The organism is Streptomyces sp. NPDC102258, from assembly GCF_055584685.1.
This window is the reverse complement of the sequence record NZ_JBVJLO010000005.1, coordinates 170,021-191,468: the sequence shown is the minus strand read 5'-3', so window position 1 is coordinate 191,468 and position 21,448 is coordinate 170,021. Positions and strand designations below refer to the sequence as shown.

Below are 21,448 nucleotides of genomic sequence, written 5' to 3'. Positions count from 1 at the left end.
GGGCGGGGATCAGCGGGTGCCGATGACGATGACGGCGAGGATGCCGAGCACGATGACGGCGTACAGGGCTTGTCGAACGTGCTCAGCCACGCTTGCCGGTCTTCGACGGCTGGCACGAGGGGTCACGGATGTCATGCGCCCACGCGTCGGGGCGGGCGCCGGACATGGAGTGCGGGATGAACCCTGGAGGACGCGTCGTGAAGATCTGCGCGGTCTGTGGCCGTCCCATCCGGGCCGGGGGTGTCAGGCAGCGGCCGTGAACTCGACGCCGTTCGCGCCCCGGACGTACGCGGTGCGCGTGATGCGCTCGACCCCCTCGGCGTAGCCGAGCGTCTCGCGCAGGACGGCCATCAGCAATCCGGCGCGGCCCGTACGAGGGTCGCGGACATGGCGGTGCAGAAAAGGGTGGTCCACGTGCTCATCGAGCGAGTGGGTGCCGGTCTCCCGGATGTCCATGGTCGTGCTCCCTGCCGTCGTCAGCGGTGGAAGGCACGTCACCAGCGGAGAGGCGAAAAGGTGAATCGCGGCCGGTGACAGCCTTATGCGAGTAGCGTCACAGGGGCTGCGGGACGACGGAAGCAGGACAGTGTCCACTGCTGTCCGCAGCGCAGTGGACACGGGGGACATCCGCCATGCCCGAGACCTTCGCCGCAGCACTCCGCCGCCACCGCGCCAGCCGCTCGTTACGCGACGTGGCCCGCCTTGCGTCCTGTAGCAAGACCTACATCGGCGACCTGGAGCACGGCCGGGCGCCGAGCCCTGCGATCGCGGTGGCGCTCGACCGGGCCCTGAACGCGGGCGGCGAACTCGTTGCCCTCGCCGAAGTGCGGCCCGACGCGGACCCGGTCGAGCAGGCCGATGCCCTCCAGCACGGCATCGTCGGCACCCTCGTCGAGGCACCGGCCACGGACATGAGCCTGGACGAATGGGAGTACACCGTCGCCCGGCACGGCCGCGCGACCCGCTACCGGCCCGAGCGGGAACTCCTGCCCGACCTGCTCGCAGAACTCGCCGACCTCCGCGTGCTCCTCGCCCGGCGGCGGCCCGCAGCCACCCGACGGCGGCTCACGATCACCATGGCCCAGATGTCGGGGCTCGTGGCCCTCACGCTCCTCAAGGCCGGTGACGGGCGCGCCCGCAGCTGGTGGCGTACCGGCCGTACCGCGGCTGCGGCCGCCGAGGACCGGGCCACCCTGTCGTGGATGTACGCGCAGGAGGCGTACCAGCTGTACTACGGAGGCGACCTCCACGGCGCCGTGGAGCTGGCCGTCCGCGCCCAGCACCTGGCCGGCGGCCTGCCCTGTGTCGGTCCGGCGCTGGCAGCCCCGTTGGAGGCGCGTGCGCTGGCCCGTCTGGAACGGCGCGAGGATGCCCTCGCCGCGCTCGGCCGCGCCGAGTCCGCCCTGGACCGGCTCCCCGTCGCCGAGCGGTTGCCGTCGGCTCTCGGCTACGACGAAGCGCAGTTGCGCTTTCATTCCGGGAACGCCCTCACACACCTTGGGGAGTTCGACCGGGCGGGAGAGCAGCAGCACCGGGCACTGGAGCTGTACCCGGAGTCAGACCGGTCCGACAGGGCGCTGGTGCGACTCGACCAAGCGATGTGTGCCGCCCGGTCCGGGGACGCTGCCGGAGCCGCGGTCGTGGCGATGGACGCGGTGCTGGATCTCCCGTCCGCGTGCCGGTCTCAGCTGATCATCTACCGGGCTCGGGAGGTCGCGGCTAAGGTGCCTCAGGCGCGCGCGGTAACAGAGGTTCAGGCGTTGCGTGAGCTGTTGGCGCTGCCCGCGGTGGAGAGGACTACGGATGCGGATCGAGCAGGCGACCGAAACGGACATCGAGACGATCTCGGTGCTCCTCGGTGAGATCGAGGAGTACTACGGCGGGGAGCCGACGCCCGGTGACCCGGTCGCCGTGAGGGCGGCTCTGTTCGGGCAGTGCCCCGCGGCGATCGTTCTGCTCGCCCGTGATGACGACGGGGTGCTGGGAATGGCCTCGTACACGTGGCTGTGGCCGGCCGCCGGCGCCGATGCCAGCCTGTACCTGAAGGAGCTGTTCGTACGGAAGTCGGCCCGCCGCCGGGGGGTTGCGCGAGCGCTGATGGCCGAGCTGCGGGCGGCCGCCGAGCGAGCGGGCGCGTCCCGGGTGGAATGGACGGCGGACGCCGACAACCCGGCCGCGCTCGCCTTCTATGAGGCGCTCGGCGCTGAGCCTCGCCCCGGGAAGCTTTTTTACCGGCAGGCGTGAGGCCGGGATCCGACGCGACACGGCGAGCCGCGCCTGTCACGGAGTGGTTCACCCTGCCGGGCCGCCACCGTGGCGGTACCTGCGAAGGCCGTCGTGGCCGGTGCGTCCGTAGGCCCCGCGACGGGCGTCGCCCGGTCACCCTGCAGCGGGCCGAGCGGCCATGGCACGATGCCCCCGTAGGCCGGGATCTCACCGAGGGTCCCGGCATCTCACCGGAGGGGATATGACATGGGTGTGCCTCAGCCGATGACGCACGAGGAGATGGCCGAGCACCTGGCCGGGCTTCCGGGATGGGTACAGGAGGGCGACGCGATCACCCGTACGTACCCGATCGGCTACCACGCGGCGGTGGCCGCGATCGTCACGATCGCGGACCGGTCCCGGCGGATCCGGCACCACGCTGATCTAGACCTGCGCATCGACCACCTGCGCGTCTCGATCACCACGCCCGACGCGGGCAACCGGCTGACGCGCGCGGACTTCGACCTGGCGCACCGCATCGACGCGATCGTGGCCGCGCACCAGGAGCTTCCGCTGGACTGACGGCGAGCGCGCGCAAGCCCCCGCTCCAGCCCGTCCACCGCGACGTGGCGGATGCTCCCGAGAGGCCCCGGGGCGGGCGGTGTTGCACTCGTTACACAGGTCGGCCCGGTGGGGCCGATGAGTTTTGGGTGGGGGTGGAGTCCTACATGTGTTGAGAAGCTGATACGAGATACCGAGGAACCGCGATGCGTACCCTGATCAGTACTGCCTTCATCTCGCTCGACGGAGTCGTCGAGGCCCCGGGCGGGGAGCCCGGGTACCGGAATTCCGGGTGGACCTTCAAGGAGATCGAGTTCCTTCCCGAGGCGTTCGAGATCAAGGGGAGTGAGCAGCAGGAGGCCACCGCGATGCTCCTGGGCCGGACCAGTTACGAGGCGTTCAGCCCCGTGTGGCCCGGGATGGAGGACTTCGCCGGTTACAAGGCGATGCCGAAGTACGTCGTCTCCACCACGCTCGCCGAAGACGACCTGGTGTCGGACTGGGGCGCGACCACCATCCTGCGTTCGCTCGACGAGGTCGCCGCGCTCAAGGAGACCGAGGGCGGCCCGATCATCGTCCACGGCAGCGCGGAGCTGAACCAGGGCCTCTCGGACGCCGGGCTGATCGACCGCTACCACCTGCTCGTCTTCCCGCTCCTGCTCGGCGCCGGCAAGCGGCTGTTCAGTGCCACCGACAAGGACGCCCAGAAGCTGGAGCTGGTCGAGCACGCGGTGTACGCCAACGGGCTGCAGAAGAACGTGTTCGACGTCGTGCGCTGAGGCGTCAGGTTCCCCTCGTACCCGTGCTTCGGCCCGGACGGCATTCGCCGTCCGGGCCGAAGTGCTGTGCGGTGGCGCAAGCGGTTTGAGGGTGGCTCCGGTCGGGTGCGAGCCGGACGAGAGCGAGGCCGGAGGCAGTTCCGGAAAAGTGCCTGGGGAAGCTCATTTGCCGCAGGAACGTCAATCGGCCCAAAAGGACCACGGACCTCCTGCGCTTGTACGTCTCAGGAAGGGCAGGACATCCCATGACCCTTGCCGCCCCCGCAGGAACGGCGGACTGGGTGCGCCACGTCCTCGCCACACACTGGGGGGAGCCGTGGGGAGGGGCCCGGCTGAGCCCGCTGACCGTCGGCGGCGAGGCGCCGCTCAGTCACACGGCCGGGCTCTGGCGGGTCGCGGTACCGGCGGCCGGTCGCGCGTACGTGTTCAAGGCGCAACTGAACGCCGATGCCGCCCGGCCCGAGGCGTTCGACTCGCTGAAGGCCCGGATCCTCGCCCACTGCGCCCGCCGGGGGATACCCGTCCTCGTCCCCGTACCGGCCGCCGACGGCCGCCCCGCCGTCCGCCACGACGGGGTGCTGTGCGAGATGTCGCCCCTGTGCCCCGGGCGGAAGGCGAGCGGCGGACGCGCGCAGGCCGCCGCCGTCGTCGCCACCGGGCTGGACCTGCGCGCGGCACTGGACGGCCTGCCGGCCGCCGTGGCCGATGAGCTGGCCTCCGTGCACCTCCCGCTGCTGGTCGAGGAGGAGCACTGGCCGGCCGCCCTGGAGGACGCCGAGCGGCGACTCCTGCCCAAGGCCGAGCAGCGGGCGGACGATCCCTGGTACCGCGCCGCCGCCCGCGTGCTGACCGAACTCCGCGCGTCGAAGCCGCTGTTGGGCGAGCACGGCGGAAGTAGGAGGGGGACGGGGGTCGTGCACGGCGATCTGCACGCGCATCACTTCCTGCTCGACGGACTCGACGGACTCGACGGGCTCGACGGGGACCGGGTGCTGGCCGTCCTCGACTTCGACAACCTCCACGTCGCCGACCGCCTCCTCGACCTCGCCTGGACCGCCGACACGGCGATGCTCGCCTGCGGCGACGACACGGACGCCGCCCGCGACGTCCTCGCCGGGCTCCTGGACTCCGGCCGCCGCCGCGGGCTGCTCCTGCCCGGCGACGAGGAACGGCTGATGCCCCTCCTGATGGCGCACTCGCTGCCCGTCATCGTCGACATCGCCAAGGACATCCTCGACCGCGGCATCCTCACCCCGCAGTGGCTCGCCTACTTCGAGCTGCTCTCCCCGGCGCGAAGACTCGCCGTGCACCGGCTGCTGCTCACCGCCGCCCGCTGACCGCCGGCGAACCCCACAGACCACCTTCCCGCCCGGGCCCGCTTCCGCGTGCCCGCGCACCGCCCTGCCCGTCCCGTCCCCCTTCGCGAAGGAGCCGTACGTGACCGTCACACCCACACCGCCCCTCTCCTCCTGGCCCTCCGACCTCTCCGCCTTCTGCTTCGAGGTCCCGCACTCCGCCGAGGCGCTGCTCTTCGAATCCGGCAAGGGCATCCGCCTCTCCGACGCCGCCGGCCGCAGCTACCTGGACGCCCTCTCCGGGGTCTTCGTGACCTGCTTCGGCTACGACTGCGCGCCCATCGCCGACGCCGTGGCACGGCAGTTGCGCACCCTGCCCTTCAACCCGCCGCTGCACGGCACCAACCGTGCGGCCCTGGAACTCGCCCGCGCCCTCGTCGACCTCGCGCCCCCCGGCATCACGGCGGCCAAACTGGTCAACGGCGGCTCGGAGGCCATCGAGGCCGCGATGCGCCTCGCCCGCCTGCACCACCACTCCCGCGGCAAGGCGGGCAAGGTGAAGATCCTCAGCTACTACCACGGCTACCACGGCGCCACGTTCGGCTCCCTCTCCCTGACCGGACGGCCCGACGTCACCCGCTTCGGGCCCGGTCTGCCGGGCGTCGTGCACGTGTGGCCGCCGGACTGCCTGGAGGCCTTCTGGGACGTGCCGGCGGAGCGCTCGGGCGCCCTCGCCGCCGCCGTGATCGAGCGGACCATCGAGGCCGAGGGGCCCGACTCGGTCGCCGCCATCGTCATGGAACCCGTCATCCACCTGCGCGGCATGGCCATCCCGCCGGCCGACTACCTGGCCCGGATCCGCGAGGTGTGCGACCGCCACGACGTCCTGCTCGTCTTCGACGAGATCGTCACCGGCTTCGGCCGCACCGGAGCCGCCTTCGCCGCCCAGACCTTCGGCGTGACCCCCGACATCCTCTGCGTCGGCAAGGGCATCTCCGGCGGCTACGCGCCCCTGGCCGCCGTACTGATGGGCTCCCACCTCGCCGAACACCTCGGCGAGCACGGCGGACCGGTGTCCTTCGCCCCCTCCCACACCTACGCCGCCAACCCGCTGGCCGCGGCGGCCGGACTCGCCGCCGTCACCCTGTTCCGCGAGGGCGGCTACCAGGAGCGGATCCGCGAACTCGCCGCCCACACCGAGACCCGCCTGCGCACCGTCACCGCGGGACGCGGCACCGTACGGGCCGTGGGCCTGCTCTACGGGATCAAGCTCACGGGCGCCGACGGCGAACCGGGGGAACGCCTCGGCGAACGGGTCGCCTCCGCCTGCCTGCGCCGCGGCCTGATCATCCGCGGCCAGGACGACTGGGTGGTGCTCGCGCCCGCCTTCGTCACCACCACGGCGGAGGCCGACGAGATCACCGGCATCCTCGGCGAGGCCCTCGACGAGGTCTGCGGAGCCGCCCGGTGAACGGCCTGTACGAGCGCTTCGCCGCCCCCGCCCGCGAAGCGCTGCCCCGCCTCACTCCCGCAGAACGGCGTGCGGTGGAACGGGAGTTGGCCGAAATGGGGCTCCACGGAAGCCCGTACGACGGCCCTCTCCTGGAGGGCCTGCGCGAGGTCGCCGCCCAGGTCCCCGAACGCCTCTACACGGACAGCGCCGAGGTCCTGCTGCGGATGCACGAGATCGCGGGCTCCGGGAACCTGCAGAGCAACCTCTCCTCGCTGGCCCTGGTCCGCGCCTGCTTCGCGCACGGACTGGCGGACGGCGAAGGCGCCGGACCGGCCGAACTGGTCGTCGGCCGCGGACACATCGCCCCCGCCTTCTACGCCGAGCACTACGTACGCGGCACGCTCCCCTTCGCCCCGCTGGCCACCCTTCACCAGGGCGGGCTGACCGGCGTCGTCCACCGCGACCTCGGCTTCCGCACCACGATGCGCTACGCCCTCGGCGTCGGCGTCGCGCAGGCCGTCAGCCTCGCCTGGGACCTGACGCGGCGCGGCGAGGACCGCAAGGTCGTCTGCCTCGCCGGGGACGGCGAACTCCACGAGGGCGCCGCCTTCGAGGCCCTGCGCTTCGCGCACGACGCGGGGCTGACGAACCTGCTCCTGGTCGTCGACGCCAACGGCAAGGGCATCGAGCCGCTGGCCAAACCGCTCAACACCGCGTACCTGGCCGCCTACCTCGGCACCCTCGTGGAGGCCGACGGCCGCGACGACGCGGCTGTTGAGAGCGCTCTGGGCGACCTCCTGAGCCGTCCCGGCCCGGCCGCCCTCGTCTGCCGCACCCGCAAGGGCGACCACAGCTTCAAACCGGCGTCCCCGCCCCCGCCGGCCCCGTCCCCCCGCCCCTTACCGTCGTTCGCCTCGACCGCCGGGCGCATGCTGGCCGCGCACCGGGAGCGCGCCGGCGGTGAACTGGCCGTGTTCACCCCCGACATGGCCGCCCGGTTCGGCCTCGGCGGCCACGTCCCGTACACCAACACCGGACTCGCCGAGACCCTCACCGTCGGCATGACCCTCTGCCTCCCCGACCACGTCACCAAAGTGGTCGCCACCGACGCCATGTACTACATGGACTCCCTGAGCATGCTCACCGAGGCCACCACCAGCGTCCGCAACCTGCTCGTCCTGGCCGGCCGCAGCTGGGGCGCCTGGGGCGGCGCCCACAACGCCACCAACCTCCTCGGCCTGCTCCTGCACACCCGGGTTTACGAGCCCACCACCACCGCCGAGTTCCACGCCTGCCTGGACCGGCTCGCCCGGGACCCGGCCACCACCCACGTCGTCAGCATGATCGACGCCGCGTTCGAACCGCCCGCCCTGGACTGCTCCGCCGACATCGACGGCGCCGTCTGGCTCACCCCGCCCCCACCCGGGGCCGCCCCGGACGCCGTCGTGGTCACCTTCGGCTACGCCGGAGTCCTCGTCGCCGCCGCCAACCGAGACACCGGGCTGCCGCACCTGCACTGCGCCGCCCTCACGCCCCGGCTCGACCCCGCCACCCTCGACGTCCTGCGCCGCGCCCGCCGCGTCCTCGGCGTCGAGTACAACGGCGCCGGCGGCGGCTTCGGCGAGCGGCTGCGCGCCGAGCACCTGCTCCCGGTCGAGGTGCACGCCGTACGCCGGGACATCGCGACCCGCGTCCACCGCCACCAGCTGCCGCTGCACGCGATGGGCCCCGACCAGCTGCGCGAGCGGCTCGCCCGGCTGGCCTCGGAGCGGGAGGGGTCCGGCCATGCGCCTGCATACGCATGACTACCGGGCCCCTGACACCCGGGGCATCGTCGACGGCGCGGTCCTCATGCACCGGGAGATGGCGCGACTCCTCGCCCGGCGCGGCTCCGTCACCCTGCACGACCTGACCTCGGGCCCCGGCTGCGTCGCCGGACTCGGCGAGGACGACGTGGTGTACGCCGGCTCGGGACCGTACGCCTTCCTCTACCACCACTGGCGCGCACTCCACGGCGGCCGCTTCCGGATCGTCCGCGAGGCGCACACCGCCCTCTGGTCGGGCTACTGGGCGCAGGAGGAGCTGTGCGCCCCGCTGCTGCGCGACGGTGACCTGGCGCTCTTCCCGACCGAGTACACGCGCCGGCTGTTCCTGCGCAACTTCCCGGCGCTGACCCCGGCCGGCACCGCCGTGGCCTACCCGATGCTCGACCGGCTGCCGCGCACACCCGCCCGGCCCCTGCCGCCACCCGGAACACCGCTGCGCATCGGCTACCTGGGAGCGCTCTCGCTGGCCAAGAACTTCGACCAGGTCGTGTCGGTGTTCGCCCGCTGCCACCGGGAGTCCGGTGGCGCGGCCCGCCTGGTCTGCGCGGGCAAGCCCAACGACCCCCGCTGGGAGGCCGACGCGGTCCGCGCCACCCTGCGCGAGGCCGGCGTCCCCCCGGAGGCGGTACGCATGCAGGGGGTGCGCCCCCAGGAGGAACTCGGCGCCTTCTTCGACGCGGTCGACGTGCTGCTCTTCCCGAGCACGGCCTCCCGCGAAACCCTCGGCCGGGTCGTCCTGGAGGCCCTGGCCCACGGGGTCCCGGTGCTGGCCGCGGACGTCGGCCCGGCCGTCGAACTGCTCCCCGACCGCAACCTCGTCCCCACCACCCTCGACACCGACGGCGCCTTCGACATGGGCCGCGTCGGACCGCTGGGCCGGATCGACGAGGACGCCCTGGTCGCGAAGCTGCTCACCCGCGACATCGCCCCCGCCGCCCTCACCTGCGTGGCGCCCTACACGGACGCGACCTTCCTGCGGGCCCTGGCCGGCCACCCCGTCCCGGACCCCGTGGGCCACGACCGGGTCCTGCCCGAGGCCGTACGGGTCGCCCCCCGCGCCCCCGGCGCCCCGGACGCGGCGGCGGCCACCGCCCTGTTCCGGGACTTCTTCGAACGCCGCGACGGCGTCCTGTCCGCCGCCCTGGACGCCCTCGCCGCCCGCACCGGCCACGACGACCCGGCCCTGCGCCGCATCGTCGCCGCCCCCGAACGCAACCTGGCCGACTACCGGGCCTTCCCCCGGCTGCTGGACGCCCTGGTCCTGCCCCCACTGCCCTACACCCTCGCGCCCGCCCCGGTGGGCGCCGTCCCGACGGGAGACACACCATGACATCGGACCACCACCCCACCGCGCCCCTCGCCGGACAGGTGGCGCTCGTCATCGGCGGCGGCCGCGGCATCGGCGCCGCCGTGGCCGAGGCCTTCGCCCGGCAGGGGGCCCGCGTGGTCGCCGCCGACACCGACCGGCTGCCCTCCGCCTTCAACCACTACCGCTCGACCGCCGTCACCGGTTACACCGAGGCCCGCGAGCTGGCCGAACGGCTCACCGCCCAGGGCCTGGAGGTGAGCGCCGCCGAGGTCGACGCCACCGACGAGGACGCCGTACGCCGCCTCTACGCGGGCATCGCCGACGGCCCCGGCCGCCTCGACACGGTCGTCAACGCCTTCGGGGTCACCCACGTCAGCCCGGTCGAGACCATGGAACTCTCCGAGTTCCGGCACGTGGTCTCCGGCAACCTCGACGGGGTCTTCCTCTCCTCCCGGGCCGCCCTCCCGCTGCTGCGCGCCTCCGGCGGCGGCTCCATCGTCAACTTCTCCTCAGTCTCCGGCCGTTCGGGCTTCTCCAAGGTGGCGCACTACTGCGCGGCCAAGTTCGGCGTCATCGGCTTCACCGCCGCGCTCGCGCAGGAGGTCGCGAAGGAGAACATCCGCGTCAACGCCGTCTGCCCGGGCATCGTCCGCTCCAACATGTGGCGCTACCTGCTCTCGGAGTTCGTCCGGCCCGGGGAGAGCGAGGACGAGTGCTGGGAGCGCATGCGGTCGATGATCCCGCAGCGGGAGTTCCAGACGCCCGAGGACATCGCGGGCCTCGTCCTGTACCTGGCCTCGGCGCCCCGGGTGACCGGCCAGGCGATCAGCGTCGACGGCGGGATGGCCGCCCCGTGACCGCCCCCGCCGCCGACCTGCCCCCCGGCAGGGTCCTGCCCTTCGACGGCCCGGGGTGGTCGTTCGCGGGCCCCGGCGCGCTGCCGGTCCGTGACGCGACCACCCTGGAGGTCCGCGCCGACCGCGGCGCCGACCTGTACGCCATGCCGGGCTTCCACCAGGCGCCCGCCGTCCCCGCGCTGGCCCGCGCCATCACCGGCGACCACACCCTCTGGACCCGGGTCGCCGTCACCGGCGGTGCCTTCGGCGACGCCGGGGGCATCGTCGTCCACGGCGCCGACGGCTGGTTCAAGGTCTGCGTGGAACGCATGCGGACGGGCGGCTGGGCCGTGGTCACCGTCGTCTCCCGCCCGGTGTCCGACGAGGCCGTGGGACCGGCCCTGGCCGGCCCGGCGGCCGAACTGCTGGTGACCCGCGAGGGCGGACGGCACGCGGTGTTCTGCCGCGAGGACCCGGACGGGCCCTGGCGGTTCGTCCGCACGTACCTGGGGCCCGCGCGGGACGGCGTACGGGTCGGGCTGTTCGCGCAGGCGCCGTTCTCCGAGGCGTGCACGGCCGTCTTCACCGGGGCCCGGCTGGCCCCCGTCGCCCTGGCGGACCGGCGGTGAGCGACGGCGGCGCCGCCGGGAGCGACCTGGTCATGTTCTGGAACCTGTACGAGGCCGGCATCGAGCGGCTCGCCGGCCGGGACGAGCGCTGGCGCGCCCAGTGCGCCCTGGTCGGCGCGGTGCGCCCACGGGTCCTGCTCACCACGGAGGGCTGGGGCTGGCACCGGGACGGCGGGGCGCTCTTCGAGGACGCCAAGGCCGCCTTCGGCATGGACGGCGAGCTGTTCACCGCCAGGACCGGCTGCCACCAGGCCGTCTTCTGGCAGCGGGACATCGAACGGGTCGCCGTCGAACGGCCGGCCCCCGAGCTGACGCACTGGCACGGCCACGGCCTGGTCACCCTGCGCCTGCCCGGCTGGACGACGCCGCTGCGGTTCCTGGTGGCCCACCTCGACCCGTTCAGCCCGACCGGGCGGCGGATCGAGTCGGACCACCTGCGCCGGCACGCCGACCCCGCCCTCCCGCCCCTGGTGGCCGGCCTGGACGCCAACAGCCTGCCGCCCGGCGACCCGGAGCCCGACTGGAGCCTCGTACCGCGCCACCGCAGAGCCGACCACCTCGGCGCGGACGGCCGCTCCGACCGGGAACCGCTGCGCCGGCTCCTGGGGGACCCCCGCGACCCCCTCCTGGTGGACGCGGGCGCCCACCTGGGCGACCGCTCGCCCACCTACGGCACCGTGGAGCCGGGGGAGGCGCAGCGGCGCATCGACCTGCTCCTGCTCTCCCCGTCCCTGGTGCCCGGCCTGCTCTCCTACGCGTCCCCGGACCCGTGGCCCGCCCGGCCGGGCGGCCACCACCCGGCGGCGTCCGAGCACCCGGCGGCCTCCGACCACCCGGCGGCGTCCGACCATTCGGCCGCCTCCGACCACCTGGCCGCCTCCGACCACCGGCCCGTCACGATCCGGCTCCGCCGCCGGTGAGCCCGTATCCGTACCCGTCCGCGCACCCGTACCCGTACCCGAAAGGCGGTCCACCTCCCCGTGTCACCCTCCGCACCGCACGGAGCCGGCCCCCACGACGCCGTGGTCTTCGACCTCGACGGCACCCTGGTGGACTCGGTCCGTCCCGACTACCTCGCCTGCGGCGCCCTGTTCGCGGAACACGGCCACCGGCTGCCGCACGGGCTGTGGGCTCGCGAGGTCTGCGGCCGGCCCGAGGGCTATCCGCGGCTCTTCGCCCACCTGCGCGGCCTGTGCGCCGACGGCCCGGCGCCCGCGCCGGACGACGCGTTCCTGCGCAGGCGCCTGGAGGCGCTGTGGGAGCGGTACATGACGCCCCAGCACGTCCGGTTGCTGCCGGGCGTGCCCGGGGTCCTGGAACGGGCCCGGGCCGCCGGACTGCGGCTGGCGGTGGCCTCGTCCTCGGACGGCGCCTGGGTGCGCCGGTGGCTGGGCCACTACGGCCTGTGCCACCACTTCGACGCCGTCGTCACCGGCGACGACGTCACCCGGCGCAAACCGCACCCCGAGGCCTACCTGAAGGCCGCCGCGGCCCTGGGAGCCGATCCCGGCCGCTGCCTCGCCGTCGAGGACTCGCTCACCGGCGTCGAGGCCGCACGCGCCGCCGGCATGACCGTCGTCGCGGTACCCACCGCCCTGACCCGGGGCCTGGACCACGGCCGCGCCGACCGCGTCGTGCCCGACCTGACGGCCCTGGAGTTCACCGGGCCGACCCCCCTGTCCGCCTCACCCGCGTAAAGGAATGACGAGGTTCCGTCATGATCGAGAACATTCAGGAAACCGTTTCCGCCCTGTCGCGGCGCGAACGCGAGGTCCTCGTGCACCTGGCCGAGGGGCACACCTACTGCGCCATCGCCCGCCGCATGGGCCTGAGCGTCCACACCGTCGACACCTACCTGCGGCGCATCCGCGGGAAGACGGGCGCGACGACGCGCGTCCAGATGGCGTTCCTCGCCATGTGCGCGGCCCAGCCGGCCGCCCGGGCGGCCCGCCCGGTCCCGGAATCACGTGACTTGGCCGCGTGAGACGGCCACGGCAAAGTAATACCTGTCAGCAGCGAACGGAAAGCACGGAAAGCAGAAAGCGCCGAAGCACGAAAGTGCCGAAAGCGCCGAAGCCCCGAAAGCGCCGTACGCCGCACGACATGAGAATCAGCTCCATCCCACGACAGAGGAGATTCCCCATGAAGAAGATCGAGCTCGCCGCCAAGCCCGTCCAGGCCCGTTCCATCAAGATCCACTACCAGCGCTGATCCGCCGGTGACCGCGATCGGGGGCCGGCGGAATCCGGCCCCCGATCGGCCACCAGGCACGATGGAGGTTCCAGGCATGACTTCCGCACAACCGGTCGTCGACCTGATGTGGGCGCACTGGAAAACGAAGACCATGCTGAGCGCACTCGAACTCGGGGTCTTCACCGCCCTCGCCGACGGCCCCCTGCGCTCCGCGGAACTCGCCGTCCGCACCGGAGTGAACGACCGCGTCGCAGCCGATTTCTTCGACGCGCTGGTGGCCCTCGGACTCCTGGAGAAGCACAGCGGGAATTACGCGAACTCCCCGGCCTCCAGCGAATACCTCGACCCCGCCAGACAAGAGGCCTATCTCGGCGGCAGCTTCCTGGCCCGCAGCACCGGCATGGCCGACGACCTCACCCGCGTCCTGCGCTCGGGCCGGGCCCTGAACGGGGCCTCGACGGGCCGGGACTACTACGACTCCCTCTACACGTCCGCCGACACCGTCCGCTCCTTCCAGCGCGACATGACCGCCCTCAGCATCGACTCGGCGCGCGCCATCGCCGAGGCCTTCCCGTGGGAGCGCCACCGCACGCTGGCCGACATCGGCTGCGCCGAAGGGGCCCTGTCCACCCAGGTCCTGCTGCGCCACCCGCACCTCACCGCGACCGGCTTCGACCTGGCACCGGCCCGCGAGGGCTTCCTCGCCTACACCGACGGCCACGGCCTGGCGGGCCGCCAGACCTTCCAGGAGGGCGACTTCTTCGCGGACGACCTGCCCCGGGCGGACGTCATCGTCTTCGGACACGTCCTGCACAACTGGGGCCTGGAGGAGAAGCGGCTCCTGCTGCGCAAGGCGTACGAGGCCCTGCCGCCGGGCGGCGCGGTGCTGGTCTACGAGACCCTCATCGACGACGAGCGGCGCGACAACGCCATCGGCCTGATCCTCAGCCTGATCATGCACATGGAAGTCCCGCAGGGCTTCGACTACACCGGCGCCGACTGCGCCGGCTGGATGCGCGACTGCGGCTTCACCGACCCCCGGGTCCAGCACCTGGCGGGCCCGGAGTCCATGGTCGTCGCCACCAAGCCGCGATGACCGGCGGCGACGGGGACACGATCGGCGCGCTCCGGGCCCGGATGGCGGCGGGCGAGCCGTACCCGGCCGGCGACCCGGCCCTGCGCCCGTACCGCAAGCGGTGCGAGGAGCTCCTCGACCGGTTCAACGCCACCGCCCTCCCCGACCAGCGGGAGCGGGACCGGATCCTGCGGGACCTGCTGGGGGACGTCGGACCCGGCGTACGGGTGGTGCCCCGGCTGCTGTGCGAGTTCGGGTTCTTCATCCGGATCGGGGAACGCTCCCGGATCAACTTCGACGCGGTCCTCCTCGACTGCGCGCCGATCACCATCGGCGCCGACGTCCGCATGGGACCCCGCTGCCAGCTGTACACCGCGAACCACCCCGAATCCGCCGCGCTGCGCCGCGGCGGATGGGAGAGCGCGAAACCCATCACGATCGGCGACGGAGCCTGGCTCGGCGGTGGCGTGATCGTCCTCCCCGGGGTCACGATCGGCGCCGGCACGGTCGTCGGGGCCGGCAGCGTCGTCACCAGGGACCTCCCGGCGGGGGTCGTCGCCGTGGGCAACCCGGCGCGGGTGGTCCGGTCCGTGACCCCGGACCCCTGAGGGCCCGTACGGCCCTTCTGTCAGATCAGAGTCGGCTTCGGCGCGTAAAGGACATCGACGGTGCACGCAGAGCGATCCCCCCGGCAGCCGCGCGGCTGGTGGTGGCACGCCGTGGTCTACGAGGTCTACCCGCGCAGCTTCGCCGACGGAGACGGCGACGGCACGGGGGACATCGCCGGTCTCCGGGCCCGGCTCCCCTACCTGGCGGCCCTGGGCGTCGACGCGCTGTGGATCACGCCCTGGTACCGCTCGCCCATGGCCGACGGGGGCTACGACGTCGCCGACCACCGGGACATCGACCCCGTCTTCGGCACCCTGGCCGAGGCGGAGCTGCTCATCGCCGAGGCCCGCGCCCTGGACCTCGCCGTCGTCATCGACGTCGTCCCCAACCACGTGTCCGTACGCCACCCGTGGTTCCGCGCCGCCCTCGACGCCCCCGCCGGCAGCGCCGCGCGCGCCCGGTTCCACTTCCGGGCCGGCCGCGGGGAGTCGGGCGAACTACCGCCCAACGACTGGCGCTCCGAGTTCGGTGGACCGGCCTGGACCCGGACCACCGGCGCCGACGGCACACCGGGGGAGTGGTACCTGCACCTCTTCACCCCCGACCAGCCGGACCTCGACTGGAACAACCCCGCCGTCCGCGCCGAGTTCGAGTCGGTCCTGCGCTTCTGGTTCGACCGGGGCGTCGCCGGCATCCGGGTCGACTCCGCGAACCTGCTCGCCAAGGACCCGGACCTGCCCGACCTCGCCGCGACCCCGGACGGCGGAGCGCACCCGTACGTCGACCGGGAGGAACTGCACGACATCTACCGCGCGTGGCGCCGGATCGCGGAGTCCTACCCGGACGAGCGCGTGCTCATCGGCGAGCTCTGGATCCGCGACGGCGCCCGGCTGGCCCGCTACCTGCGCGCCGACGAACTCCACGCGGCCTTCGACTTCACCTTCCTCGCCGGCCCCTGGGAAGCGGCCCCGGTCCGGGAGGCCGTCGACGCCTCCCTCGCCACCAGCGCCCGGGCCGGGGCCCCCGCGAGCTGGGTGCTGTGCAACCACGACGTCACCCGTACCGTCACCCGGTACGGCCGGGCGGACACCTCCTTCGACTTCGCCACCGTCGCCCACGGCATCCCCACGGACCTCGCCCTCGGGACCCGGCGCGCCCGCGCGGCCGCCCTGCTCACCCTGGCCCTGCCCGGCGCCGTCTACCTCTACCAGGGCGAGGAGCTCGGGCTCCCCGAGGTGGAGGACCTGCCCCCCGAGGCCCGGCGCGACCCCGTCCACCTGCGCTCCCACGGCGCGAACCCCGGCCGGGACGGCTGCCGCGTCCCCCTGCCGTGGTCCGGGCACGCCCCGCCCTTCGGCTTCGGCGGCCCGGGCACGCGGCCCTGGCTCCCCCAGCCCGAGCGGTGGGCCCCGTACACGGTCGAGGCGCAGGAGGCGGACCCCGACTCCCCGCTGCGCCTCTACCGCCGGGCCGTCGGCCTGCGCAACTCCCTGGCCGCCTTCCGGGACGGGCCGCTGCGCTGGGTGGAGACCGGCCCGGACGTGCTGGCCTTCCGGCGCGGGGACGACCTCCTCTGCGCCGTCAACTTCTCCGCCCGGCCGCTGCCCCTGCCGGCCGGGCACACCGTCCTGCTCTCCAGCGACCCGGCGGGCGGCGACACCCTCGCACCCCACGCGGCCGTCTGGCTCAGCCCGTCCCCGTCCCCGTCCGCCGGCCCCGGCCGGGTGGACGCACACCCACGTACAGAGGGGAACCCCTGGTGGTAAACGGTCATGTCGTCCTCGTCGACGCGAGTCCCACCTGCCGCTCCGGCGGCCTCGTCGGCGCCTTCGAGGCATGCGGATACGCCTGCGTCCACGTCCAGAGCACACCCGTGCGCCCCGCGTTCTACCAGTCGGTCGTGCCCACCGGCTTCGCGGCCGAAGTGGTCCACCACGGCGACCTGGAGGAAACCCTCCGCGCGCTGGCCCCGTACGCACCGGTCGCCGTCATCCCCGACAGCGAGTACGGGGTCGCCTTCGCGGACCTGCTGAGCGAACGGCTCGGACTGCCGACGAACGGCACCGAAGGCAGCTCCGCCCGCCGCGACAAGTACGTGATGGTCGAGAAGATCAAGACGGCCGGCCTGCGCGGCGCCCGGCAGCTCCTGATCGAGGACTCCGCCCAACTGGCCGACTGGCACGCGGAACTGGGCGGCCGGATCGTGGTGAAACCCCTCAGCAGCGCGGGCAGCGACGGCATCCACTACTGCGACACCCCCGAACAGGCGGTGCGCGCCTACGAGTCCCTGCACGGCACGGACGACCTGTTCTCCGAGCCCAACGACACCGTCCTGGCCCAGGAGTACCTCGCCGGCCAGGAGTTCGCCGTCAACCTGGTCAGCCGGGACGGCAGGCACCACGTGTGCGACATCTGGACCTCCACCCACATCACCGCGAACGGCGTCCTCGACCTCTGCGACGGCATGGTCCTGCTCCCGTACGAGGGCGAACGGCTCGACGGGATCATCGCGTACTGCGAGCAGGTGCTGGACGCCCTCGACATCCGCCACGGACCCTCCCACGTCCAGGTCAAGCTGACCCCGGCCGGCCCGTGCGTGATCGAGGTCGCGGCCCGGATGGGCGGCGGGAGCACCGCGCACTACGCGCGGACGGCGACCGGCGAGTCCCAGCTGAACTGGACGGCCGACGCCTACGTCCGCCCCGAACGGTTCCTGGCGCGCCACCGGGAGCGCTACCAGGTCCGGCAGTTCGTCGCCGGAGCGCCGATGATCTCGCCGGTCGAAGGCACCCTGAGGGCGTACACGGGCCTGGAGGAACTGAAGAAGCTGGAGAGCTTCGCCGGCGTACGGGAGTTCGTCCGTCCCGGCGACCCGATCGTGCCCACCGTCAACGACCTCACGTACCCGCTGCTCGTGGAACTGCGCCACGACGTCCTGGAGAGCGTGCTCCGCGACCTCGCCACCGTCCGCTACCTCGACGGCCGCGATTTCTACGACATCGGCTGAGACCGGCCCACCGCGCCCTCCGGCCCCCGCCCCCGGTCACCAAGGAGCTTCCCCATGCTGCTGCGCCGTGCGCACAACCTCCTCTGCTACTGGCGTGACGGCTCGTTCGTCATCCAGAACTACCTCAGCGGTACGGAGGTCTCCCTCGCGCCGATGGCGGCCGACCTCCTCGCCGCCTTCACCGACTGGACCACCGCGGACGAGGCCGCCGCCCTGTTCCCGGACCACGACGCGGAGTCCTTCCGCGCCGCCGTGGCCGAACTGCACTCCCTCGGCTTCCTGCTCCCGGCCGACGAGGGCGAACGCGACGGCCGGCTGGCCGAGCAGTGGGAGACCTGGTCACCGGAGGCCGGTGCGCTGCACTTCTCCAGCAAGGACGCCGACTACAGCGAATCCGCCGAGGTCAACGAGGACTTCCGGGCCGGAAAGCGGCCCGCGCTGTTCAAGGGCTACCCGGAGGCGGACCGTATCCTGCTGCCCCGCGCCCCCCTCGACGTGGACGCCGGCTTCGTCCGCACCCTCTACCAGCGCCGCACCCACCGCAGCTTCCGGCAGGTGAACCTGCCGCTCCCGCTGCTGTCGGGGCTGCTCGCGATGGTGTTCGGCCCCAGCGAGTTCCTCGACGGACACGACTTCGGCGCCCTGATGAAGCGCACCAGCGCGGCCGGCGGCTCCCGGCACGAACTGGAGGCGTACGTAGGCGTCTTCGCGGTCGACGGCGTCACCCCGGGCCTCTACCACTACAACGTCCTCGAACACTCCCTGGAACTGCTGGACCCCGGCTTCACCCGGGAGCGGGCGGCCCACCTCAGCTACGACCAGGAAGCCGTCGCCGAGGCCGCCGTCACCGTCTTCGTGACCGCCGTGGTGGAGCGGATGAGCAGCAAGTACCGGGCGCCGCGCGCCTACCGGGTGATGCTGATGAACGCCGGGCACCTGGGGCAGACCTTCGCCCTGACCGCCACCGCGCTGGGCCTGGGCCCCTTCCAGACCGTCGCCTTCCGGGACAGCGAACTGGAAGAGGCCCTCGGCGTGGACGGCATCGGGGAGACCGCCCTCTACCTCTTGGCCGCGGGGATCCCCGCCGAGCGGCGGGAGACGGACGACACCGCCGGCCTCGACGCCTTCCGGCGGGCGGTGCTGCACCCGCCGCGGACGTGACGCGGGGCGGTCACGCCGCTCACCGGTTGCTGTGGCACACCCGGTTGAAGGCGCGGTCGGCGGCCTGGCTCCAGGCCTTCCAGTAGGCGTCGCTGTGCTGCTGGCCGCTCTTGTCGGGCACCGGCTTGGCCGAGCAGCTGTTGGCGGCCGCGGCGGCTCCCGCCTGGGCGCCGGCCGCGCGGCCCTGCGCGAGGTCACGCCGGGAGCCGGGCTGGGCCGGGGTCGTGTTCCCCGGGTTCTGGGGGCTCGGCGTCGGCGATGTGCCCGCGCCGGCCACCCGCTTGCAGTTCACGAAGATGAAGTCCTGGTCCTCGTTGACCGCGAGGACCGTGTAGTCGACGTTCTTCTGGAACCGCTTCACCATGAACGTCCCGTTCGGTCCGATCGCCAAATCCTCCGTGCTCTCTCCGTCGTTGAGCTTGCGCGGTGCGCTGAACCCCTCGCCGGAGATCGTCACGTACGTGTCGTTCGGCCCGGGCGTGACCGTACAGCTGGCGGCCGGTGCCGCCGCGCCCGCGGCCGGGGCGAGGGCGACGATGCCGCCGCAGGCGACCGAGGAGACCAGCAGGGACGTGACCACGGCGCGTCGGGTGCGTCGGTACATGAGGGTGCTCCCATCGGAGAAGGGCCCGTCCCCTCCATGCTCTCCCCGGCCCCGGAGGGTGTCGACCGGGGGCGGACCCGCCGGTCGACGGGCCGGCGCACGCGCGTCCGCCGTGGTGCCGGACCCTGGGGTTCCGGCACCACGGCGGACGGGGGAGAGGGAGCGGAGCGTCGCTCTCAGTACTCCGGCGTCAGTGCGTCACTGCCTCAGTGCTTGAAGATGTCCTTCGTCTTCTCCTTGGCCTGGCGCGCGTCGCCCTTGGCCTGTTCGACGCGGCCCTCGGCCGTCAGGCGCTCGTTGCCCACGGCGCGGCCGGCCGCCTCCTTGAGCTTGCCCTTGGCCTGCTCGGCCTTGGCCTTGCCCTTTTCGTTCTTCGCCACGGCTGATCACTCCCTGCGGAAGGGGACAACGTACGCCCCTCGTCTGACCCGGATCCGGCCCCGCAAACGCACCACTACACGATCGTCCCCTGGTGCTGGTCCCGGCCCGTGTCCTGGGTGTCCGTGCCGCGGCGCCGGGCGATGAGCTCGTCCTCGATGCGCCGGACGGTCCGCGGCGACGTCGAAGGCGCGCTGGACATGGAGGCCGCCAGCGGCCTCGTGCCCCTCAGGCGGTCTCCTTCGCCCGCTCCCGCTCCGCGTCCCCGGCGGGGCGGGAGCCACGGCGGGTGTGGCGCGGGAACCGGATCCGGCGGCGCAGCCAGGGATGGCGCTCGCGCCGTTCCCGGGCGTGCCGGTCGAGTTCCTCCAGCAGCCGCTCGGAGCGCTTCTCGACGCTGAGCTCGTCCAGCACCCGGTCGGCCTCCGCCAGCAGGGCCCCGTACAGCTGCCATTCGCCGGGGTGGCGGGTGATCTCCTCGGGCAGCAGCGCCGCGAGCCGGTCGCGGCTCTGTCGTGCGGTGTCGAGCTCGCGGGTGAGCAGGCTCTCGGCGTCCTCCGCGTTGGAGCTGACCTGGGCCGTGATCAGCCGGGCGAAGGCCCCGACGGCCGCGGCGGTGTGACCGTACAGCTCCCGCAGGGCGTCGGCGACCGGGGGAGGGAAGGGCGCCTCGTCGCCGCGCCGCGTCTTGGCCAGGTCGGTGAGCGTACGGCAGGTGACGCGCAGCACCACCGCGCAGATCTCCAGGGTGTCCAGGCCGGTGCGCAGCACCAGCCGGAAGAGGACGCCCTCCTTGACCCGGGGGTTCAGCCGCAGGCTGTCCTCGGCCTGCCGCAGCGCGGCGTCGACGTCCGCGATGTCGTTGTCGAGCCGCCGCGCCTCGTGCAGCCGGGCCGCCGCCTGCTCCACGCTGGCCGGTCCGCCCGCCTCGCCGCCGATGTGCAGCAGCAGGGTGCTCATGCGGGCGGCGAGGTCGGTGATGGAGGCGCCGGCCGGCCCGATCCAGACCGGCGGGGCCAGCAGCAGGTTGAAGGCGAGGCCGACGGCCGCGCCGATCAGCGTTTCGAGGACCCGGTCCCAGGCCGTGTCCGCCACCTGGGTGACGCCGAGGACGAGCATGGCGCTGATCGCCACCTCGGGGACGAACTCGCCCGCCCGCACCAGCCGTCCCACGACGAGCGAGGCCAGGATGATCAGGCCCAGGCTCCACCAGGTCAGGCCGACCAGGGCGCTGAACCCGATCGCGATCAGCACGCCCGCGACGACGGAGTTCACGCGCCGCACGCCGGTGGTGAGCGTGGAGTACAGCGTCACCTGGACGACGAGCAGCGCGGTCAGCGGCGCGGTCAGCGGGGCCGGCTCACTGCTGAGCCGCAGCGCCACCACGTACGAGACGACGGCGGCGGCGGTCGAGCGGAGCGCCTGGACGACGGCCGGTTCCCGGTGGCGGCGTACGAGTTTCAGGGCGGCGGCATGTGCTGGTGTCATGCCCGGCGCCTGCCCCCGTCGGCGCGGATTCATCATCCCG

At 73.2% G+C, this 21,448-nt stretch carries 24 protein-coding genes; 18 read left to right on the top strand and 6 right to left on the bottom strand.

Features of this window, described 5'->3' with window-relative positions; all coding sequences use genetic code 11:
• Positions 1–9: 9 nt before the first annotated feature.
• Together ACZ6ZT_RS11040 and ACZ6ZT_RS11035 are read right to left on the bottom strand one after the other, a co-directional pair.
• Positions 10–135: a hypothetical protein gene (locus ACZ6ZT_RS11040; protein ID WP_469717711.1), complete on the bottom strand. Its 126-nt coding sequence runs from the start codon at positions 133–135 to the stop codon at positions 10–12.
• 108 nt (positions 136–243) lie between these two features.
• Positions 244–456 (bottom strand): hypothetical protein, encoded by a 213-nt coding sequence (locus ACZ6ZT_RS11035; RefSeq protein ID WP_469717710.1) that lies wholly within the window; start codon positions 454–456, stop codon positions 244–246.
• 176 nt (positions 457–632) lie between these two features.
• Here ACZ6ZT_RS11035 and ACZ6ZT_RS11030 point away from each other — a divergent pair, with 176 nt between their 5' ends.
• The 18 genes from ACZ6ZT_RS11030 to ACZ6ZT_RS10945 all read left to right on the top strand — a co-directional run bounded on the left by ACZ6ZT_RS11030 (position 633) and on the right by ACZ6ZT_RS10945 (position 18,938).
• Positions 633–1,862 (top strand): helix-turn-helix domain-containing protein, encoded by a 1,230-nt coding sequence (locus ACZ6ZT_RS11030; protein ID WP_469717708.1) that lies wholly within the window; start codon positions 633–635, stop codon positions 1,860–1,862.
• Positions 1,804–2,244: a GNAT family N-acetyltransferase gene (locus tag ACZ6ZT_RS11025; protein ID WP_469717706.1), complete on the top strand. Its 441-nt coding sequence runs from the start codon at positions 1,804–1,806 to the stop codon at positions 2,242–2,244. Before ACZ6ZT_RS11030 ends, ACZ6ZT_RS11025 begins: the two co-directional genes overlap by 59 nt.
• 228 nt (positions 2,245–2,472) lie before the next feature.
• A complete protein-coding gene (locus tag ACZ6ZT_RS11020) occupies positions 2,473–2,787 on the top strand; it encodes a 4a-hydroxytetrahydrobiopterin dehydratase (RefSeq protein ID WP_469717705.1) in 315 nt (104 codons plus the stop codon).
• A 185-nt stretch (positions 2,788–2,972) separates the two neighbouring features.
• On the top strand, positions 2,973–3,545 hold the full coding sequence (locus ACZ6ZT_RS11015; RefSeq protein WP_469717703.1) for a dihydrofolate reductase family protein: 573 nt from the start codon (positions 2,973–2,975) through the stop codon (positions 3,543–3,545).
• 245 nt (positions 3,546–3,790) lie between these two features.
• Positions 3,791–4,882: a phosphotransferase gene (locus ACZ6ZT_RS11010; RefSeq protein WP_469717702.1), complete on the top strand. Its 1,092-nt coding sequence runs from the start codon at positions 3,791–3,793 to the stop codon at positions 4,880–4,882.
• A 100-nt stretch (positions 4,883–4,982) separates the two neighbouring features.
• Entirely contained in the window at positions 4,983–6,311 is a 1,329-nt protein-coding gene (locus tag ACZ6ZT_RS11005; protein ID WP_469717701.1) for an aminotransferase family protein, read from the top strand.
• Entirely contained in the window at positions 6,308–8,098 is a 1,791-nt protein-coding gene (locus ACZ6ZT_RS11000; RefSeq protein WP_469717699.1) for a 1-deoxy-D-xylulose-5-phosphate synthase N-terminal domain-containing protein, read from the top strand. Before ACZ6ZT_RS11005 ends, ACZ6ZT_RS11000 begins: the two co-directional genes overlap by 4 nt.
• Entirely contained in the window at positions 8,079–9,449 is a 1,371-nt protein-coding gene (locus ACZ6ZT_RS10995; RefSeq protein WP_469717697.1) for a glycosyltransferase family 4 protein, read from the top strand. The genes ACZ6ZT_RS11000 and ACZ6ZT_RS10995 overlap by 20 nt, the downstream gene beginning before the upstream one ends.
• Positions 9,446–10,285, top strand: coding sequence for an SDR family oxidoreductase (locus tag ACZ6ZT_RS10990; RefSeq protein ID WP_469717695.1), 840 nt, complete (start codon positions 9,446–9,448; stop codon positions 10,283–10,285). Before ACZ6ZT_RS10995 ends, ACZ6ZT_RS10990 begins: the two co-directional genes overlap by 4 nt.
• Positions 10,282–10,893 (top strand): DUF1349 domain-containing protein, encoded by a 612-nt coding sequence (locus ACZ6ZT_RS10985; protein WP_469717693.1) that lies wholly within the window; start codon positions 10,282–10,284, stop codon positions 10,891–10,893. The genes ACZ6ZT_RS10990 and ACZ6ZT_RS10985 overlap by 4 nt, the downstream gene beginning before the upstream one ends.
• Entirely contained in the window at positions 10,890–11,813 is a 924-nt protein-coding gene (locus ACZ6ZT_RS10980; RefSeq protein WP_469717691.1) for an endonuclease/exonuclease/phosphatase family protein, read from the top strand. Before ACZ6ZT_RS10985 ends, ACZ6ZT_RS10980 begins: the two co-directional genes overlap by 4 nt.
• Positions 11,814–11,873: 60 nt before the next feature.
• The gene (locus ACZ6ZT_RS10975; protein WP_469717689.1) at positions 11,874–12,590 is read left to right on the top strand and encodes an HAD family hydrolase; all 717 of its coding nucleotides are present in this window, start codon (positions 11,874–11,876) and stop codon (positions 12,588–12,590) included.
• 20 nt (positions 12,591–12,610) lie between these two features.
• Entirely contained in the window at positions 12,611–12,877 is a 267-nt protein-coding gene (locus ACZ6ZT_RS10970) for a response regulator transcription factor (protein WP_469717686.1), read from the top strand.
• Positions 12,878–13,180: 303 nt separating this feature from the next.
• Positions 13,181–14,182 (top strand): methyltransferase, encoded by a 1,002-nt coding sequence (locus ACZ6ZT_RS10965; RefSeq protein ID WP_469717684.1) that lies wholly within the window; start codon positions 13,181–13,183, stop codon positions 14,180–14,182.
• Positions 14,179–14,769 (top strand): sugar O-acetyltransferase, encoded by a 591-nt coding sequence (locus ACZ6ZT_RS10960; RefSeq protein WP_469717682.1) that lies wholly within the window; start codon positions 14,179–14,181, stop codon positions 14,767–14,769. The genes ACZ6ZT_RS10965 and ACZ6ZT_RS10960 overlap by 4 nt, the downstream gene beginning before the upstream one ends.
• A gap of 60 nt (positions 14,770–14,829) precedes the next feature.
• On the top strand, positions 14,830–16,536 hold the full coding sequence (locus tag ACZ6ZT_RS10955; RefSeq protein WP_469717680.1) for a glycoside hydrolase family 13 protein: 1,707 nt from the start codon (positions 14,830–14,832) through the stop codon (positions 16,534–16,536).
• Complete coding sequence (locus ACZ6ZT_RS10950) at positions 16,530–17,777, top strand: ATP-grasp domain-containing protein (RefSeq protein ID WP_469717677.1); 1,248 nt, start codon at positions 16,530–16,532, stop codon at positions 17,775–17,777. The genes ACZ6ZT_RS10955 and ACZ6ZT_RS10950 overlap by 7 nt, the downstream gene beginning before the upstream one ends.
• Before the next feature lie 54 nt (positions 17,778–17,831).
• The gene (locus ACZ6ZT_RS10945; protein ID WP_469717673.1) at positions 17,832–18,938 is read left to right on the top strand and encodes a SagB/ThcOx family dehydrogenase; all 1,107 of its coding nucleotides are present in this window, start codon (positions 17,832–17,834) and stop codon (positions 18,936–18,938) included.
• Positions 18,939–18,957: 19 nt separating this feature from the next.
• On the opposite strand, the gene ACZ6ZT_RS10940 is transcribed toward ACZ6ZT_RS10945, so the two are convergent.
• From ACZ6ZT_RS10940 to ACZ6ZT_RS10925, 4 genes are all read right to left on the bottom strand, one after another.
• Positions 18,958–19,542 (bottom strand): hypothetical protein, encoded by a 585-nt coding sequence (locus ACZ6ZT_RS10940; protein ID WP_469717670.1) that lies wholly within the window; start codon positions 19,540–19,542, stop codon positions 18,958–18,960.
• Between the two features lie 206 nt (positions 19,543–19,748).
• Positions 19,749–19,922 (bottom strand): CsbD family protein, encoded by a 174-nt coding sequence (locus ACZ6ZT_RS10935; protein WP_469717668.1) that lies wholly within the window; start codon positions 19,920–19,922, stop codon positions 19,749–19,751.
• A 74-nt stretch (positions 19,923–19,996) separates the two neighbouring features.
• Positions 19,997–20,122 (bottom strand): hypothetical protein, encoded by a 126-nt coding sequence (locus ACZ6ZT_RS10930; protein ID WP_469717666.1) that lies wholly within the window; start codon positions 20,120–20,122, stop codon positions 19,997–19,999.
• A 26-nt stretch (positions 20,123–20,148) separates the two neighbouring features.
• On the bottom strand, positions 20,149–21,408 hold the full coding sequence (locus ACZ6ZT_RS10925) for an FUSC family protein (RefSeq protein WP_469717664.1): 1,260 nt from the start codon (positions 21,406–21,408) through the stop codon (positions 20,149–20,151).
• Positions 21,409–21,448 lie beyond the last annotated feature (40 nt).